The sequence below is a fragment of the Paraburkholderia tropica genome (genome assembly GCF_900109265.1).
GTDB classification, from domain to species: Bacteria; Pseudomonadota; Gammaproteobacteria; order Burkholderiales; family Burkholderiaceae; genus Paraburkholderia; species Paraburkholderia tropica.
In genome coordinates, this window is sequence record NZ_FNZM01000025.1 from 86,295 (window position 1) to 102,042 (window position 15,748).

At 66.1% G+C, this 15,748-nt stretch carries 18 protein-coding genes and 1 pseudogene; 8 read left to right on the forward strand and 11 right to left on the reverse strand.

Going from position 1 to position 15,748, the window contains the following annotated elements; translation table 11 throughout:
• Positions 1–22: 22 nt before the first annotated feature.
• From BMY06_RS32990 to BMY06_RS33000, 3 genes are all read left to right on the forward strand, one after another.
• Positions 23–1,024, forward strand: a complete 1,002-nt coding sequence (locus BMY06_RS32990; protein WP_074987211.1) for an aliphatic sulfonate ABC transporter substrate-binding protein — start codon at positions 23–25, stop codon at positions 1,022–1,024.
• Between the two features lie 148 nt (positions 1,025–1,172).
• Positions 1,173–1,502: a DHCW motif cupin fold protein gene (locus BMY06_RS32995; RefSeq protein ID WP_065062849.1), complete on the forward strand. Its 330-nt coding sequence runs from the start codon at positions 1,173–1,175 to the stop codon at positions 1,500–1,502.
• Positions 1,503–1,581: 79 nt separating this feature from the next.
• Positions 1,582–2,115 (forward strand): SLOG cluster 4 domain-containing protein, encoded by a 534-nt coding sequence (locus tag BMY06_RS33000; RefSeq protein WP_074987212.1) that lies wholly within the window; start codon positions 1,582–1,584, stop codon positions 2,113–2,115.
• 66 nt (positions 2,116–2,181) lie between these two features.
• Here the strand turns inward: BMY06_RS33000 and BMY06_RS33005 are convergent, their stop codons facing one another.
• Both BMY06_RS33005 and BMY06_RS33010 read right to left on the reverse strand, forming a co-directional pair.
• A complete protein-coding gene (locus tag BMY06_RS33005) occupies positions 2,182–2,433 on the reverse strand; it encodes a hypothetical protein (RefSeq protein WP_065062845.1) in 252 nt (83 codons plus the stop codon).
• A gap of 166 nt (positions 2,434–2,599) precedes the next feature.
• A complete protein-coding gene (locus BMY06_RS33010; RefSeq protein ID WP_065062843.1) occupies positions 2,600–3,250 on the reverse strand; it encodes a response regulator transcription factor in 651 nt (216 codons plus the stop codon).
• A gap of 390 nt (positions 3,251–3,640) precedes the next feature.
• On the opposite strand from BMY06_RS33010, the gene pstS reads away from it, so the two are divergent.
• Positions 3,641–4,702 (forward strand): phosphate ABC transporter substrate-binding protein PstS, encoded by a 1,062-nt coding sequence (gene pstS, locus BMY06_RS33015; protein WP_375790428.1) that lies wholly within the window; start codon positions 3,641–3,643, stop codon positions 4,700–4,702.
• A 39-nt stretch (positions 4,703–4,741) separates the two neighbouring features.
• Here pstS and BMY06_RS33020 read toward each other — a convergent pair whose 3' ends face one another.
• From BMY06_RS33020 to BMY06_RS33045, 7 genes are all read right to left on the reverse strand, one after another.
• Positions 4,742–5,446 carry a 2OG-Fe(II) oxygenase gene (locus tag BMY06_RS33020; protein ID WP_074987214.1) on the reverse strand — a complete coding sequence of 235 codons (705 nt, stop codon included), beginning with the start codon at positions 5,444–5,446 and terminating at the stop codon, positions 4,742–4,744.
• Between the two features lie 22 nt (positions 5,447–5,468).
• On the reverse strand, positions 5,469–6,257 hold the full coding sequence (locus tag BMY06_RS33025) for a 2OG-Fe(II) oxygenase (protein ID WP_080180089.1): 789 nt from the start codon (positions 6,255–6,257) through the stop codon (positions 5,469–5,471).
• Between the two features lie 105 nt (positions 6,258–6,362).
• A complete protein-coding gene (locus BMY06_RS33030) occupies positions 6,363–6,638 on the reverse strand; it encodes a DUF3325 domain-containing protein (RefSeq protein ID WP_065062840.1) in 276 nt (91 codons plus the stop codon).
• Positions 6,638–8,203 (reverse strand): PepSY-associated TM helix domain-containing protein, encoded by a 1,566-nt coding sequence (locus BMY06_RS33035; protein ID WP_074987226.1) that lies wholly within the window; start codon positions 8,201–8,203, stop codon positions 6,638–6,640. The genes BMY06_RS33030 and BMY06_RS33035 overlap by 1 nt, the downstream gene beginning before the upstream one ends.
• Positions 8,204–8,322: 119 nt before the next feature.
• The gene (locus BMY06_RS33040; protein WP_074987215.1) at positions 8,323–8,625 is read right to left on the reverse strand and encodes a DUF3649 domain-containing protein; all 303 of its coding nucleotides are present in this window, start codon (positions 8,623–8,625) and stop codon (positions 8,323–8,325) included.
• Positions 8,622–8,867, reverse strand: a complete 246-nt coding sequence (locus BMY06_RS39175; RefSeq protein WP_124261899.1) for a hypothetical protein — start codon at positions 8,865–8,867, stop codon at positions 8,622–8,624. The genes BMY06_RS33040 and BMY06_RS39175 overlap by 4 nt, the downstream gene beginning before the upstream one ends.
• A 138-nt stretch (positions 8,868–9,005) precedes the next feature.
• Positions 9,006–9,665, reverse strand: a complete 660-nt coding sequence (locus BMY06_RS33045) for an NADPH-dependent F420 reductase (protein WP_074987216.1) — start codon at positions 9,663–9,665, stop codon at positions 9,006–9,008.
• 168 nt (positions 9,666–9,833) lie between these two features.
• Between BMY06_RS33045 and BMY06_RS33050 the strand changes: the two genes are divergently transcribed.
• Entirely contained in the window at positions 9,834–10,721 is an 888-nt protein-coding gene (locus BMY06_RS33050) for a LysR family transcriptional regulator (RefSeq protein WP_074987217.1), read from the forward strand.
• A 63-nt stretch (positions 10,722–10,784) separates the two neighbouring features.
• Here BMY06_RS33050 and BMY06_RS33055 read toward each other — a convergent pair whose 3' ends face one another.
• Positions 10,785–11,126, reverse strand: coding sequence for a hypothetical protein (locus BMY06_RS33055; RefSeq protein ID WP_065063018.1), 342 nt, complete (start codon positions 11,124–11,126; stop codon positions 10,785–10,787).
• 720 nt (positions 11,127–11,846) lie between these two features.
• Here BMY06_RS33055 and BMY06_RS33060 point away from each other — a divergent pair.
• The 3 genes from BMY06_RS33060 (at position 11,847) to acuI (ending at position 15,514) form a co-directional block, all read left to right on the forward strand.
• On the forward strand, positions 11,847–13,766 hold the full coding sequence (locus BMY06_RS33060; RefSeq protein WP_065062832.1) for an SMP-30/gluconolactonase/LRE family protein: 1,920 nt from the start codon (positions 11,847–11,849) through the stop codon (positions 13,764–13,766).
• Positions 13,767–13,835: 69 nt separating this feature from the next.
• Positions 13,836–14,474, forward strand: a complete 639-nt coding sequence (gene acuR, locus BMY06_RS33065; RefSeq protein ID WP_074987218.1) for an acrylate utilization transcriptional regulator AcuR — start codon at positions 13,836–13,838, stop codon at positions 14,472–14,474.
• A 56-nt stretch (positions 14,475–14,530) separates the two neighbouring features.
• The gene (gene acuI, locus BMY06_RS33070) at positions 14,531–15,514 is read left to right on the forward strand and encodes an acrylyl-CoA reductase (NADPH) (RefSeq protein ID WP_065062829.1); all 984 of its coding nucleotides are present in this window, start codon (positions 14,531–14,533) and stop codon (positions 15,512–15,514) included.
• Between the two features lie 41 nt (positions 15,515–15,555).
• Here acuI and BMY06_RS33075 read toward each other — a convergent pair.
• A pseudogene (locus tag BMY06_RS33075) lies at positions 15,556–15,748 on the reverse strand (ShlB/FhaC/HecB family hemolysin secretion/activation protein); the annotation flags it as partial.

Sequence of the window (15,748 nt, forward strand, 5' to 3'; positions counted from 1 at the left end):
CGCTCACTGCCACGGACCTGCCATGTTCTCGCGTACCCGCCGTCGTTTTCTCTCCCAGACTTCGTTGCTCGGCGCAGGCGCGCTGCTCGCGCGGTCCGGTTTCGCAGCGACAGCAACGACGTCGGCGTCGACCGTGCGCATCGGCTATCAGAAGTCGTCGACGCTGATTACGGTGCTCAAGACGCAAGGCACGCTCGACGCGGCGCTCGCGCCGCTCGGCGTGACCGTGAGCTGGAGCGAGTTTGCGAGCGGCCTGCCGCTGACCGAAGCGCTCAACGCCGAAGCGATCGACCTCAGCGCCGACGTCGCCGACACCGTGCCGATCTTCGCCCAGGCCGCGCACGCGCGTTTCGTCTATCTCGCCCAGGAAGCGCCTTCGCCGGGCGCGCAGGCGATCATCGTCAAACGCGCGGGCGCGCTGCACACGGCCGCCGATCTGCGCGGCAAGGACATCGCCGTGACGAAGGCGGCGGGCAGCCATTACCTGCTGCTCGCGGCGCTCGCGAAAGCGGGCGTGCCGCCCGACGCCGCGCGCATCCACTACCTGACGCCCGCCGACGGGCGCGCCGCCTTCGAGCGCGGCAGCGTCGATGCGTGGGTGACGTGGGACCCGTATGTGGCGTCCGTCGATCAGGACGCCGACGTGCGGATTCTCGCTGACGGCAACGGACTCGCCTCGTACCAGCGCTACTATCTCGCCTCGACGCGCTACGCCGAAGCGCGCCCCGACGTGCTCGCCGCCGTGTTCGCGCAGTTACGCCAGGCGGGCGACTGGGTGCGCAAGTCGCCGCAGGACGCGGCGCGTCTGCTCGCGCCGGTCTGGGGACTCGACGCCGCCACCATCGAGCGCGCCAACGCGCGCCGCAGCTACCTCGTGCGCCCGGTCGAAGCCGCCCATTTCGGCGAGCAGCAGAAGATCGCCGATACCTTCCTCGCCGCCCGTCTGCTGCCCGCCGCCGTGGACACGGCGCACGCGCAACGCTGGGATTTCAGCGGCAAGCGCGCGGTGGCGATCGGCGCTTGATGATTGATGTGAGGTTTGCGCGGGCGTCGATGCGCCTGTATCGGTTCAAATCGGCTTAGTCTGCCTCTGACGCTCGCGGCGGTGCTTCGGTAAGGTTCGATTCGTCCTGTCGACTCAATCGACCCCTACCGACCTCAGCGGAGCCCGCATGCGCATCGACGCCGTACCTTTTGGCATCACGAACTGGGATACCGTGGCGCCCACGATCCACGCGGGCGAGCGCGGCAGCGCGTCGTGGCGCACGCGCCATTTCGACACGATCCGCGTGCGTTTCGTCGAATACAGCCCCGGCTATGTCGCCGATCACTGGTGCACCAAGGGCCACGTGCTGCTGTGCGTTTCAGGGGAACTGGAGACGGAACTCGCGGACGGACGCCGCTTCGTGCTGACGCCGGGCATGAGCTATCAGGTCGCCGATCACGCCGAGCCGCACCGCTCGTCGTCGCCGAAGGGCGCGACGCTTTTCGTGGTCGATTGAACGCTGCCTGGTGGTCGATAAGCGGCGCGCCGACGTAAAATCCCGTCCACCAAACCGTCATGGATACAAGGAGCGCGCGGTGGCAATCGTTGGCGTTATGGGATCCGGCAAGACCGAATGGCTGGAACTGTCGGTCCCGCTGGGACACTGGATCGCCGGGCAGGGATTCGATCTGCTGACCGGCGCGGGGCTGGGCGTGATGCTGTCGACGGCGCGCGCGTTCGCGACCACGCCCGGACGCAAGGGACGCTCGATCGGCATCATGCCGGGCGAAGCGCATCCGGAGCACGGTTTCGTGCCGCTCGCGGGCTATCCGAATCCGTATATCGACCTGCCGGTGCTCACGCCGCTGCCGCGCAAGCAGCCCGACGCGCCCGCCGACGCGCTGAACCGCAATTACGTGAACGTGCTGACGAGCGACGTCGTGGTGGCGCTCCCGGGCGGTCCGGGCACGCTCGACGAAATCCGCCTCGCGACGCGTTTTGGCAAGCCGCTGATCTGCGTCGGCCCCGAACCGGCTTTCGAGGGCGTGCCGCCCGGCACGCGGATCGTCGGCGAGCTCGAAAACGTTTTCGCGTTCGTGCTGGCCCATACGAGCACCGGCGCCGGCTGATCGCGGCCACGAGCGCAGGCACGGCCGCAGCCACGCCGCTCCGCGACTGAGCGGCGTACGCCGCGATCAGCCGGACGCGCCCGCGCCGAACAGATCGTCGTCGTCCTGATCGGGGTCTTCGGCGTAGAGAACCAGAACGCGCTGGACGTCGCGGACGAACGCTTCCATCGCGTTGAGACATTCCTCGCTGCCCGCCGGGAAATCCTCAGGATTCTTCTTGCCCTGAGCCCGCCGGATCGCGCGGATGCTGGCCTCGAGTGCCCGTGCTTCGGCCCAGATAGGATCGTCCTCGGGAAGTTGGGAAGGTTCGTGCGTCATGCCCGGATTTTCGGCATCCGGCCCACGAACTTTAGACGTCCGCCTCGAATTTAGAGGCGCGCCCCTGGTGCGGCGGCGTCGTGCTGGCATGGTAAACCAGCAGCGCAGTTTGCGCCCGACTGATACTCGACTTGCGCCTGATCCCCCCCCGCTTTCGCCGCCCGGCCTAGCGCAGCCGATACCCCACGCCGCGCACCGTCACGATCTGCTCCGCGCCGAGCTTGCGCCGCAGCGCATGCACGTGGACGTCGACCGCATTATTGACGACACTCTTGCGGCGTCCATAGATGCGCATGGCCAGTTCGGCGCGCGTGAAGATTCGCAGCGGCTCGTTGACGAGCGCAAACAGCAGACGGAATTCGCTGGGCTTGAGCGCGACAGATTCGGTCTTGACCTGCACCGAACAACGGGTGTGATCGAGTTTCAGGTCGCCGTCCGGGCGGGGATCGGCGTTTTGCTGCGGCCGCCGCAGCAGCACGCGGATACGCGCGCTGAAATCGGCGGGATCGAACGGCTTGATCAGGTAGTCGTCGGCGCCCGCGTCGAGCGCGGCCATCGGGCTTTCTTGCGTATTGCGGCCGATCATGGCGATGACCGGCGCGCTGCCGCCGCGATGCCGGTAACGCCGCAGCATGTCGAGCGCGTCGAGACGCGCGAAGCCGAGCGCGATCAGCACCAGATCGTAGCTGCCGTTTTGCAGCGACAATTCGGCTTCGTAGTCGTTGCTCGCCCAGTCCGTTTCATGACCTGCACTGCACATCAATTCATAAATCGGGCCAGCGACCGTTTCGTCATCTTCAAGTAAAAGCAATCGCACAAGCGCCTCCCATCATCGAGTGCGATTTTCTCCGCTCGTGGCTTAGGGGAACCTTAATGCGCGCTTTCGCCGCGATACGAATAATCCCGAATCAACCGGCGCGGGAATTAACCGGTTTATTCAAACGGCTTTTCAAGCGCATTTACAAAGCGGCTTTCACAGCGCCTTTCACAGCAAGCTTCGATCGCGGCGCGCGCCGTATTGCCGCATTGCCGCGAGTTCGTTAGCTATCCTCGCCGCCGCTCTGTGCGCCAGCGCACCCAGCGTTCGCACGATAGCGCGATTCAATTTGAATCCCGCCGGTCACGGGCTTCTAATGCAGGCTGTATTGCGCGTTTTGGCGAAGCACATCGAGGCGCGCCGCGCAGCGCCATTCGCATGGAGACGCTCGTGAAAACAACGCGAATCCTGATCGCCGCGCTGCTGGGCGCGTCGATGAGCGGCCTGCCTTTTGGCGTCGCGCATGCCGACGGCGTGACCGGCGCCGGCAGCACCTTCGCCGCGCCGCTCTACGCGCGCTGGGCCGCCGATTATCTGAAGTCGGGCGGCGGCAAGGTCAGCTATCTGCCGACCGGCTCGACCGACGGCATCAAGCAGGTGCTCGCGCGCGCTGTCGATTTCGCGGGCTCCGACGCCCCGCTCACCGACGATCAGCTACGCAAGGCGGGCTTGCGGCAATTCCCGACCGCCATCGGCGGCGTGGTGCCGGTCGTGAATCTGCCGGGCCTCAAGGCGGGCGAGTTGATGCTGACGGGCGACGTGCTCGCCGACATCTTCCTCGGCAAGATCCAGTATTGGGACGATCCCGCCATCGCGCGCCTGAACCCGAAGCTCAAGATGCCCGACACGCCGATCGCCGTGGTGCGGCGCCTGGACGGCTCGGGCACGACGCTGATCTGGACGCACTACCTGGCGCAGGTCAACCCCGAATGGAAGCGGCGCGTGGGCGAAGGCACGAGCGTGCACTGGCCGCTCGGCATCGGCGGCAAGGGCAACGAGGGCGTGGCGACGTTCGTCGGATATCTGCCCGGCGCGATCGGCTATATCGCCTGGGACTTCACGAAGCACAATCGCCTCACCTATACGGCGATGACCAATGCGGCGGGCGCGGTCGTCGAACCGGGCGCGGCGTCGTTCAATGCGGCGGCGGCCAACGCCGACTGGTCGGGCTCGCTCGATCAGGTGCTCACGAATCAGCCCGGCAAGGAGGCGTGGCCGGTGATGGGCGCGACTTACGTGCTGCTGGGCACGACGCCCGCGAAACCTGGCCGCGACAAGGAAACGCTCAAGTTCTTCGACTGGGCGCTCACGCATGGCGAGACCACGATTCAGGCGCTCGATTACGTGCCCTTGCCGGGCGCGGTCGTGGCGAAGATCCGTGCGCAATGGCACGACGGCGAGACCCGCAACGCCGACGACAACAGCGCACGCAAGTCGATCGCAGGACAGTGAGGCACAGCGAGGTGACGTGTCGGCGCTTTAGCGCGCGCCTTAGTCCGCCTCGTGATGAAACGCCAGTTCGAGACCGATGCGCTCGCCGCCACGCACGCGGCTGATGGCGTGCTTGAGCGACACGCGATACACGCCCTGCGCGCCTTCGCACGGACGCAGCGAGGTCGCCACCACCGCGAGATCGCCGGGCCGCAGCGGCACCACGATCGGACGCGACTGCATGCGCGGGCGTCGCTCCGTCATCACGAATTCGCCGCCTGTGAAGTCGCGTTGCGGTTCCGAGAGCACGGCAACGACCTGAAACGGAAACACCTCGCGGCCCGCGTCGCGCTGATGCAGCGCCTGCCAGTCCTCGCTGCGCAAACGCGAGACGCTCGATTGCGGCTGCGTTTGCCCCGCCGCGAGATTGGCGTCGAGAAAGCCGTGAAAGTCAGGCGCGAACGCATGCGGCGCGCCGAGCTTCGCGCTCCAGCGATTCGCGATGGGCGCGAGATGCCGGTACAGCGCGTCGCGCCAGGCGTCGAGCGGCGCGGGTAAATCGTCGGCGAAATAGCGGAGTTCGCCGCGCCCGAGATCCAGTGTGTCGAGCGCGACGCGGCTGCGATAGCACCGCGCATCGGCCTGCATGAGTTCGCGCCCGAGCGCGAGCGCTTGCGTCGCGTCGAACCCGTCCGCCAGCACGGCATAGCCTTCGTCGTTCAATTGCGCTTCGACGGCGTGCCAATTCCGATTATCGATATTCATGTTGATCCGGCATCCGTTCGATTCAGCGCGCGTCGTGAAAGATCAAACCGACCGTGTAGCGATGTCCGCTACGCACGACGCTCACGCCATGCCGCATCGCCACCTTGCGGATGCCACCTCGCTTTCCCGCCGCCGCGCGATGATGCACGGCGAACACCACGGCGTCGCCTTGCGCGAGCGGCACGACTTCGGCGCGCTGTCCGTTCGACGCGGATTCCGTCATCACGAACTCGCCGCCCGTGAAATCGCGGCCCGGCTCGGAAAGCAAAATGGCGACCTGCAACGGGAACACCTGATCGCCGTACAGGTCCTGATGCAGGCAGTTGTAATCGCCGCTGCCGTAACGCAGGATCAGCGGCGTCGGACGCGTTTGTCCGGCGCGATGGCAGCGCGCGAGAAAGGTGTCGAGATCGCGGGGATACGCTTCATTGGTATTTGGGTCGATACCAGGTTGCGCATTCCATCGATTCGCGATGGGCGCGAGCCGCGCATAGAGCGCGTGACGCAACTCGTCGAGCAAAGGCGGCAACGGATACGCGAAATAGCGATACTCGCCGCGCCCGAAATTGTGGCGCGCCATCACGATGGTCGAGCGAAAACGCTGTTCGTCCGCGTAGAGCGCGATCAGCGCTTCGCACTGCGCGGGCGTGAGCAACGCAGGCAGGATCGCGTTGCCGTATCGGTCGAGCGATGTGGCGGCCGCTTGCCAGGCGATGGCGCGCTCGTCCGCCTCGCCTGATTCATCCGCTTCGTCCGCTTCATCCGATTCGTGCGGCGTGAAATCGAAGCCATCCTGCACTGCATAATTCATGGCGCGTCCCTGAAAAAGCCCCAAGCCGTTTCAGCGAAAGTCTACGCGCAATGCTCGCGGATCGAACTCCGCTTCTTGCGTTCTTCCTCGCCCAGAATCTCCGCTTCAAGCCCGCGCGCGCTGACGCCACAGGATCGCGCCATACACGATGCCCGCCGCGAGACTCGTGCAGCCCGCGTAATAGACGAGCCCCATCGCCCAGCCCGCCTCGCCCACGATCATGCGCAGCGTGATGACGAGCGCGCACCATCCCGCGATCCTGAAGCCGCGCGTGCGCCCGGCGTCGAGCGCGCGTCCGAGCACGGCTTGCTGATGCCGCTCCATGCCCAGCGCGAGAAACGCGAACGCCATCACGCACAGCCCCAACGTCAGCCCGACCATCACGCTTCCTCCTCTTGCGGCAGCGTCGCCGTCGCGCGCTTGCCCGCCGCTTTCTCACGCGGACGATGCGTCGCCGTGCGCCACGCGAGCGCGGCATGCAGCGCCGCCAGCGCCCACATCATCAGATCGAAACCGGCGAACACGAAGTCGCCTTGCGCGACGCTGCGCCAGAACGGACGCTGCGTCGTGAGCGCGTTGAGCACCGGCAGGAGCGCGAGCAGCGCGGCCGCCAGCCAGAGCAATTCGATCCACGCACGCTTCGCGGGGCGCACGAGCGCGTAGAGCAGCGTCGCGGCCCAGATCGCGAAGAAGGCGTTGATTTCGGTATCGGCGCGATGCGGCAGCGCCACCGGCAGCAGCCGGTTGCTCCACAGATACCCCGTCATGGCGATCGACAGACCCGCGATGCTGGCGATATTGAGCCGCTCGACGAGGCGAAAACCGAAGTACGGACGCATCGGATCGGGCAGCTTCTGGCGGCGCTTGACGGTCCACATGACGAGGCCCGTGCCGACCATCGCCGTGCCCGCCAGACTGACGATGAAATACAGCCAGCGCGCCGGCAGATCGCCGAAGCGGCCCATGTGCAGCGCGTAAAGCACGCCGCGCGTTTCGGCCGCGCCGCCGACGTGGTCGTGCGTTTCGAGCAGCTTGCCGCTCACGCCGTCGAACAGCAGATATTGCGGACTCACCGACACGCGCAGCGCCTCGCCGCGCGAAACCGCCACGCGTGCGCTCGCATCGCCGGGATTCGTCACCGTCACGCGCAGCACGTTGTTTTCGCCCCAGCGCGCCTGCGCCTCGCGAACCATCCGGTCGACGTTCGCGAGCGGCGCGGCCACGCCTTGCCGCTTGCCGGGGCGGATGAACGCATTCAGTTGCGCGGCGACTTCCTGACGCTGCGCCGCCGACTTGAGCGCGACCTCGCCCGCCCACGGCATGTACATCGTCATCAGCGTGACGAGGCCCGTGTAGGTGATCATCAGATGGAACGGCAGGCCGAAGACCGACAGCGCGTTATGCGCGTCGAGCCACGAGCGCTGGCCCTTGCCCCAGCGGAACGTGAAAAAGTCGACGAAGATTTTCTTGTGCGTGATCACGCCGCTCACGATGGCCACGAGCATGAACATCGCGCAAAGGCCCGCGAGCCAGCGGCCCCACATCACCGGCATGTAATAGAACTGGAAGTGGAAGCGATAGAAAAACTCGCCGCCGAGCGTGTCGCGCGCCGTGACCGCGTGGCCCGTCGCCGGATCGAACACGCCTTCCTGGAACATGCCCTTTTGCGCCGAGCCGGGCGGCGTGCGCCAGAACGCGCTGGCGAGATTGCTGCGCGCGGTCGGCAGTTGCACGCTCCATTGCGTGGTGCCGTCGGCGAGCGTGGCGAGCGTCGTGGCCACGCGCTGCGAGACGGCGGCCGGATCGGGCACCTGTTGCTGATGCGCCAGCTCGGGGCGCATCCATTGCGAAATCTCTTCCTTGAAGTAGCTGACCGTGCCGGTCAGGAACATCGCGTACAGCAGCCAGCCGACCAGCAGCCCCGCCCACGTGTGCAGATCGGACATGCTCTGACGCACGCCCTTGCTCTGTGTTCCGGTCGATTTCGTCGATTTAGCCGATTTCGCCGATTTTGGGGCGCGACCGTTATCGCGCACTTGCGGCGTTGCGTCGTTGGGATTCGCCATCACTTTGCGCCTCCGGCCGACGTCCAGACGGACCACGACGCCAGCAACAGCGGCACCGCCGCGATCAGCAGCCCGCCCCAGGCGCGCCGCGCGCTACGCGCGAGAAACACGCCGATCACAACGCAGGTGTAGACGACGAAGCTCGCCAGCATGCCTGTGATGACGCCTTGCGGCGCGGCAATCGGCAACGCGAGCGCCGCGACGCTCGTGAGCGCGGCCAGTGCGTAGCCGCCGACAATCGCCGCGAGGATACGCGAGACGAGCGGCGCCACCCGGCGCACCTGGGCCAACGCCGCGCTCATGGGCGACGGGCCGCGGCGGCGGGCACAAAAGTCAGCAAATCGGCGAACGACTCGAACAACGGCAGGTGAAACAACACAGGCATGGCGGTGATCGTGAAAGCGGAAAAACGGAAAGCGGCGAGCGCCGCAATGATCTCGTAAGTTGCGCGCGTTCGCCAGCAAATGCGCATTGCTGCGGATTTCGCCGCGTTCGGCCGGTGCCGACGGTTCCATCCGTCAGCCCGGCGAACGTGCGCGCTCATCTTTCATGACACGCGAGCGCCCCGAAAAGGGACAGCCGCGCGTCCGCCTTTCTGTAACGGCGCATGACACGGGCCGCCGCCCGTGTCCGCTTCGGTGCGCGCATCGGTGCCAACTTCCCTGCCCGGCCGCCCCGAGCGCTATTTACGCCACGAACCGTGCGGCAGTTCCACGTCGCGCTGCGCCTGCGCGATGGCGCGCTCCATGCCCGCGCGATCGAGCGGGATGCAGTACGCGGGCTTCGCGCGCTCGAAGCGCCAGCTTTGCGCGAGGCCGCCCGTATCGACGACATCGAAGCCATAGCGGTCCTGCAAGGTGCTCACGACGTCCTTCGCGGCCGCGTCGTCGCTCGCGAGCGGCAGAGCGCGCCGCCCCGGCTGCCCGTCGGGCGCGCCCGTGGTGCCGATATCGGCGGCCAGGATCGCGTTGAACGCCTTCACGACGCGCGCGCCCGGGAAGCGGGCGGCCACGAGCTGGCTCGTGGTGGTCTCGTGCGCGTCGAGCGCGGCAACGTGGCCGTCGCGGTCCGGATAGTAATTGCAGGTGTCGATGACGATGCGCCCGTCGAGCAGGCCCGGCGGCAGTTGCGCGAGATTGCCGAACGGCACGGCGAGCACGATGACGTCGCCGAACGCGGCCGCCTCGCCGGTCGTGCCGAGTTCGCAGCCGATGGCGGCGCGCGTGCTCGTCAAGGTCTGCGGGCCGCGCGAGTTGCTGAGCATCGCGGAGTCGCCGTGGCGCATGGCGAGTTCCGCCATCGCCCGTCCGATAAAGCCCGCGCCAATAATGCCGATTTTCATGCCGATGTCCTCCTGACGGCTTCGCGCCGTCGCCAGATGCGTGGTCGTTGACTGGTTGCGGCGCTTTCGCGCACGCCCCGGATACCACTATGATTCGAACACTGGACGCGATAAAGCGGCGAAAATGGTTGGCTGTCGAAAAGGACAGTTTCGAATCTGGGAGCCAGGATGGATCGATTGACCGGCATGGCGGCCTTCGTAAAGACGGTCGAATGCGGTTCGTTCGCCGCCGCGGGCAAGGCGCTCGGCATGACGCCGCAGATGACCGGGCGTCACGTGGCGGAACTGGAGACGCGCATCGGCACGCGCCTCTTGAACCGCACGACGCGGCGGCAAAGCCTCACGGAGGCGGGACAGGCGTTCTACGAGCGCTGCCGCGCGCTGCTCGCCGACGCCGAAGCCGCCGAGGCCCAGGCGCGCTCGCTGGCCGACACGCCGCGCGGACGCCTGCGCATCACCGCGCCGGTGACCTTCGGCGCCTTTGCGCTGCCCGAGGCGATCGCGCGCTTTTTAAACCGCTATCCCGACGTGCAGATCGATCTCACGTTGACCGACCGTTTCGTTGATATCGTCGACGAAGGCTACGACGCCGCCATCCGGCTCGGCGCGCTCAACGACTCGACGCTCGTCGCGCGTGCGCTCAGGCCGTATCGCTTCGTGGTGTGCGCCTCGCCCGCCTACCTCGCGGCGGCGGGCGCGCCCGAGACGCCGCACGCACTGATCGAGCACGAGTGCCTCGGCTTTGCCTATACGTCGGCGCCGCCGGCGAGCGGCTGGGGGTTCATCGAGAACGGCCAGGCGTGGACCGCGCCGATCGCGCCGCGCCTGCGCGCCAACGACATGAAGGCGCTGATCACGGCGGCCGTCAACGGGCTCGGCATTGCGCTCGCGCCCGAGACCGCCGTGCGCGACGCGTTGCGCGACGGCTCGCTGGTGCCGCTGCTCACGCAGTACGAACCGGTGGCGCGGCCCATGCACATCGTGATGGCGAGCAGCCCGACGACGCTCAAGCTGCGGTATTTCGTGGAGGAAGTGGTGGCGGCTTTCGGCGCGTAGGTTCGGTGCGTAGATTCGGCGCGTGATTTCAGCGCCGCGCGGCGAGCAACACGACGTGACGCGTCAGAGCGCTTCGTGGCACAGCGACATCATCCGCTGCACCATCGTGGAGGCTTCGTTGAGTTCCATCTCGGCGGTAAAGAGCACCGAGACGCTCGACAGACGCACGGCGATGCCCGCGCCCAGCAGGTCGCGGCTCGCGATCTTCAGCGCGAGCTGACCGAGGCGCACGCGGTCGAGCCAGTGCATCGTCAGCGCGCTCTTGTCCAGCCATTCGCGGCAGCACTGCACGACGTGATCGACGCGCCACTCCTGCGTGAGCGCATACGACGACGCGGCAATCGCGACCAGATAGCAGAGCAAGTCGGGGCGTGCACTGCTCGCTTCGACAAATTCGACTTTCACGGCTTGCTGTCCCTGATTTCCCGGCGTGGAAGGCGCCACGCCGCTACTGAAACGAAGTCCTCTACCTAAGGGCGGGCGCGGCAAAAGCAAGCATTGTGCGCCCGAATGTGTCCGCGTTTTCATTTCGCCCGCATGAAATTTCGGCGATGGAATTCGCTGACTGCTTTTGTCGACCGGGTCTAAAGTCCGGGTTTAAAGACTATACGCGCTCCCGGTGACATCCAGCATAAACGGCGACGCGTTCCGCATGAGATCGCCGCGCGCGCAGCGAGTTCGACATCCCTCCACGCGAACCTGCACCGCTTTGGCTCGCTCCGCCTTCGTCATGTTCATTGCAATCGCCCCCGCAAAACGTGCGCTAAAAAGAAACGTTGCATGCACATTCTTCCTGCGTCAGCCACCGAATTTGCAGCGCAAAACACCGTTCACCCATGTCTTGCAATCCGCATAGCGCCTTCGACGACTCCCAACCCACTGGCGCATAACGACGTTTCAATCCCTCGCGCATAGCCTACAAAAAAGTGCGCCGCGCGGCATGCCGCTTGCTCCGATGCGCGCGCGTAAACCCGCAACCGTACCCGCACAGGCGCTCGCAAAAACGCCCGTTGCGACACGCGGATCACGCACGTCGTTTCGTCCAATTCCGCCATGTCATCGAGCGCCGCCGGATGCGCTCATCGTCATCGCGTCACCGGTTTATCCGCACCAGGAGCCTCATCCATGTTCACGAAGCGCATGTGCGCCACTCTCGTCTGCGCCGCGACGGCCGCGATCTCGCCTGCGTCCCATGCGCAGCAGTACACCACCGACTGGCTCGCCAACACTTACGGTACGCTCGCGGCGCACGTGGGCAACGGCGCGCGCTCGATGTGGGTCGCGCCCGAAGGTGTCATCTATACGTCATCGTTCTGGGACGAAAACGAAGGCGGCGTCGCCATTTATCAGAACGACAAGAGCCTCGGCTCGATCGGCATCCACGACGAATTCCAGGGCGGCGCGATCACCGGCAACGCCACCGATATCTTCGTCGCGCTCTCGGTGAACACCTCGAACGGCAGCGGCACCGTGGGCCGCTACAACCGCGCGAGCGGCCAGCGCGACCTCACTTTCAACGTGAGCGTGTGGAACGCCCTGAGCCGCGTCGACGCCATCACCGGACTCGCCACCGCCGGCACGCTGCTCTACGTGAGCGACTTTTACGGCAACCGCGTGCGCGTCTACACCACCGACGGCGCGTGGCAGCGCGATATTTCGATCGCCAATCCGGGCGCGCTCGCGCTCGACAACGCGGGCAACGTGTGGATCGCGCAAAAGAGCGCGGGCACCGTCACCGCATTCAGTCCGGCGGGCGCACAGCTCCAGCAGATCCAGATGGCCGCGGGCTCGCAACCCTCCGCGCTCTATTTCGATGCGACGACCGCCCAGTTGATGATCGGCGACAGCGGCCCCGACCAGAACATCAAGCTCTACAGCCTCGCGGGCACGCCCACGCAAACCGGCACCTTCGGCGTAAAAGGCGGCTACCTCGACACCACGACCGGCATCAAGGGCCAGGTGGGCGACAAGCGCTTCACGCGCGTGACCGGCATCGGCAAGGACAGCAGCGGCAATCTCTACGTGCTCAACAATCCGTGGGGCGGCGGCTGGGATCTCGGCCGCAACGGCGGCACCGATATCCACGCGTACAACGCGGCGGGCACGCTGCTCTGGAAGCTTCAGGGCCTGAATTTCGAAGGCGTCGCCGCGCCCGATCCGGTCACCGACGGCGCGCTGTTCTACAGCGGCACCGCGATCTATACGGGGACCGCGGGCGGCACCTTCGTGGCCAATACAGTCGATCCGTTCACCTACCCGAACGACCCGCGCCTGAACATGAACGACACGCAGCGCGACGAACACTTCGGCCAGCTCGTGACGGTCAACGGCAACCGCATTCTGGTGGCGTCGGGGCAAAATCCGGGCATCTTCTACTTCTATCACTTCAACGTGGGCAGCGGCTATATCGCGATTCCGGACGGCTCGATTCCGGGCACGCCGTTCAACACCTCGCTCGAAGTGACGGGCGGCTTCTGCCTCGACAGCCGCGGCGACGTCTGGGCCGGACTCAACCGCACGAATCACATCTACCACTATCCGCTGACCGGTTTCGACAGCACCGGCAAACCGCAATGGGGCGCGGCCACGACGATCTCGACGCCGGAAAGCGTGCGGCCCACGGCGCGCATTCTCTATCTGCCCGAAAGCGACACGATGATTCTCGCCCAGGGCCTCGCGGGCAACTGGGACTGGACCGCGATGAACGGCTATATCGAGGTCTATCACGGCTGGACGTCGGGCAATATCAACCGGCCGAGCCCCGTTATCACGCTCACCAGCGCGAATCCGAAATCGATTGCCGCCGCGGGCAATTATCTGTTCGTCGGCTACGTGCATACGGTGCCGAACATCGACATTTACGATCTCACCACCGGCAAGCTCGTCACCACGCTGACGAATGCGAACCCGACCAACGTGGATGTGGGCAACGACGTCGATTCGATGTACGGCCTGCGCGTGTATCTGAATTCGGCGGGGCAATACGTGATCACCAAGGACAATTACAACGGCACGAGCGTCATCGTGCATCGCTGGACGCCTTGAGATCGCGCGTGTTCAAGCGTGTTCAAGCCGGGGATTGAATTTTTGAGACGATCGGTCTAATATCCCCGCATGGACGCCTCGATTGACCGGCCGCGTCGCGGCCGCCCCCGCAAAGACCCGCTCGCGCACGCCGACACGCGCGCCGCGCTGATCCGCGCGGGCATGGAATTGCTGACCGGGCAAAGCTTCGCCGCCACGGGGCTCGACGCCGTGCTCAAGCGCGTCGGCATTCCGAAGGGCTCGTTCTATCACTACTTCGAGAGCAAGGAGGCGTTCGGCCGCGTCCTGCTCGACGCCTACGACGCCTACTTTCTCGCCAAGCTCGACCGCTGGCTGCTCGACACATCGCGGCCCGCGCTCGATCGCCTCGCCGCCTTCGTCGACGACGCCAAGGCGGGCATGGCGCGTCACGACTACACGCGCGGCTGCCTCGCAGGCAATCTCGGCATCGAAGTCGATATCCTGCCCGACGATTTTCGCGGCACGCTCGAACGCGTGTTCCAGGGCTGGCAGGCGCGTGTCGCCGCGTGTTTGCACGATGCGCAGCAAGCGGGCGAACTCGCGCCGCACGCCGACCTCGACGCGCTGGCGGCCTGCTTCTGGATCGGCTGGGAAGGCGCGGTGATGCGTGCGCGGCTGGTGCGCAGCGACGCGCCGCTCGATACGTTTTTCAAGGGATTTATCGCCGGGCTGCCGCGCGCGCAGTAGCGCCGCGGCGATCCATTCATTCGATCGCACCGCTCACGTCACACGGGAAACGAACCATGTTCAAAGCCATCCTGATTGAAAAGGAATCCGAAACATACTCGGCACGTGTTGCCGAACTCGACGACGCGCAATTGCCGCCGGGCAATGTGCTCGTCGACGTCAAGTACAGCACGCTGAACTACAAGGATGGCCTGGCGATCACCGGCAAAGGTCCGGTCGTGCGCAGCTTTCCGATGGTGCCCGGCATCGACTTCGCCGGCACGGTCGCACAGAGCGCCGACCCGCGTTACGCGGTCGGCGATGCGGTCGTGCTCAATGGCTGGGGCGTGGGCGAACAGCATTGGGGCGGCCTCGCGCAGCGCGCACGCGTCAAGGCCGACTGGCTGATTCCGCTGCCCGCCGGACTCACGCCGCGCCAGACGATGGCCGTCGGCACGGCCGGTTATACGGCGATGCTCTGCATTCTCGCGCTGGAGCGTCACGGCATCGGCCCGAGCCACGGCGACGTGCTGGTGACGGGCGCGAGCGGCGGCGTGGGCAGCTTCGCCATCGCCCTGCTCGCGCAGCGCGGCTATCGCGTGGTCGCCTCGACCGGCAAGGTGCAGGAGGCCGATTATCTGCGGCAACTGGGCGCCGCCGATGTGATTGATCGCGCCGCGTTCACCGAACCCGGCAAGCCGCTGCAAAAGGAACGTTGGGCCGCGGCCATCGATTCCGTGGGTGGCCACACGCTCGCGAACGTCTGCGCGAGCCTGCGCGCGAACGGCGCGGTGGCCGCCTGCGGCCTCGCGCAAGGCATGGAATTGCCTGCAACGGTCGCGCCGTTCATCTTGCGCGGCGTGAGTCTGCTCGGGATCAACAGCGTGACGCGTCCGTTCGAAGAACGTCAGGAGGCGTGGCAGGCGCTCGCGCATACGCTGGATTTGACGACGCTCGACACGATCACGCGCGAGATCGCGCTGGCGGAGGCGATTCCTGCTGCGGCGGATTTGCTCGAGGGACGCGTGCGTGGGCGGATTGTGGTTGATGTGAATCGGTGAGTGTTTTAGGCGGTAGTTGTGCGGTTGGCGCGTGCGGGCGGTTAGAACGCTGCTGTTAGCTGGAACCCGACCGTCCATCGCGCGGTCGGGAAGTTTTTGGGCTTGTAGATCGGCGTGCCCGCAAACAGGTCGTACGAGACGCCAACAACTTTCGTCGGCACGCCGCCACGAATGCCGATCACTGCGCCCGCCAGTTGCGTTCCAGCCAGTGCTGCCGTGTTCGGCCCGAACACG

Bases quoted from the DNA above. Each gene is read 5' to 3' on its own strand.
- BMY06_RS33035 (WP_074987226.1), bottom strand. From the start codon at position 8,203: ATGTCCGATCTGCACACGTGGGCGGGGCTGCTGGTCGGCTGGCTGCTG.
- BMY06_RS33020 (WP_074987214.1), bottom strand. From the start codon at position 5,446: ATGAATATCGATAATCGGAATTGGCACGCCGTCGAAGCGCAATTGAAC.
- acuR (WP_074987218.1), top strand. From the start codon at position 13,836: ATGGACGCCTCGATTGACCGGCCGCGTCGCGGCCGCCCCCGCAAAGAC.
- BMY06_RS39175 (WP_124261899.1), bottom strand. From the start codon at position 8,867: ATGAGCGCGCACGTTCGCCGGGCTGACGGATGGAACCGTCGGCACCGG.
- BMY06_RS32990 (WP_074987211.1), top strand. From the start codon at position 23: ATGTTCTCGCGTACCCGCCGTCGTTTTCTCTCCCAGACTTCGTTGCTC.
- BMY06_RS33025 (WP_080180089.1), bottom strand. From the start codon at position 6,257: ATGAATTATGCAGTGCAGGATGGCTTCGATTTCACGCCGCACGAATCG.
- BMY06_RS33050 (WP_074987217.1), top strand. From the start codon at position 9,834: ATGGATCGATTGACCGGCATGGCGGCCTTCGTAAAGACGGTCGAATGC.
- BMY06_RS33045 (WP_074987216.1), bottom strand. From the start codon at position 9,665: ATGAAAATCGGCATTATTGGCGCGGGCTTTATCGGACGGGCGATGGCG.
- BMY06_RS33030 (WP_065062840.1), bottom strand. From the start codon at position 6,638: ATGGTCGGGCTGACGTTGGGGCTGTGCGTGATGGCGTTCGCGTTTCTC.
- BMY06_RS33040 (WP_074987215.1), bottom strand. From the start codon at position 8,625: ATGAGCGCGGCGTTGGCCCAGGTGCGCCGGGTGGCGCCGCTCGTCTCG.
- BMY06_RS33060 (WP_065062832.1), top strand. From the start codon at position 11,847: ATGTTCACGAAGCGCATGTGCGCCACTCTCGTCTGCGCCGCGACGGCC.
- BMY06_RS33005 (WP_065062845.1), bottom strand. From the start codon at position 2,433: ATGACGCACGAACCTTCCCAACTTCCCGAGGACGATCCTATCTGGGCC.
- acuI (WP_065062829.1), top strand. From the start codon at position 14,531: ATGTTCAAAGCCATCCTGATTGAAAAGGAATCCGAAACATACTCGGCA.
- BMY06_RS32995 (WP_065062849.1), top strand. From the start codon at position 1,173: ATGCGCATCGACGCCGTACCTTTTGGCATCACGAACTGGGATACCGTG.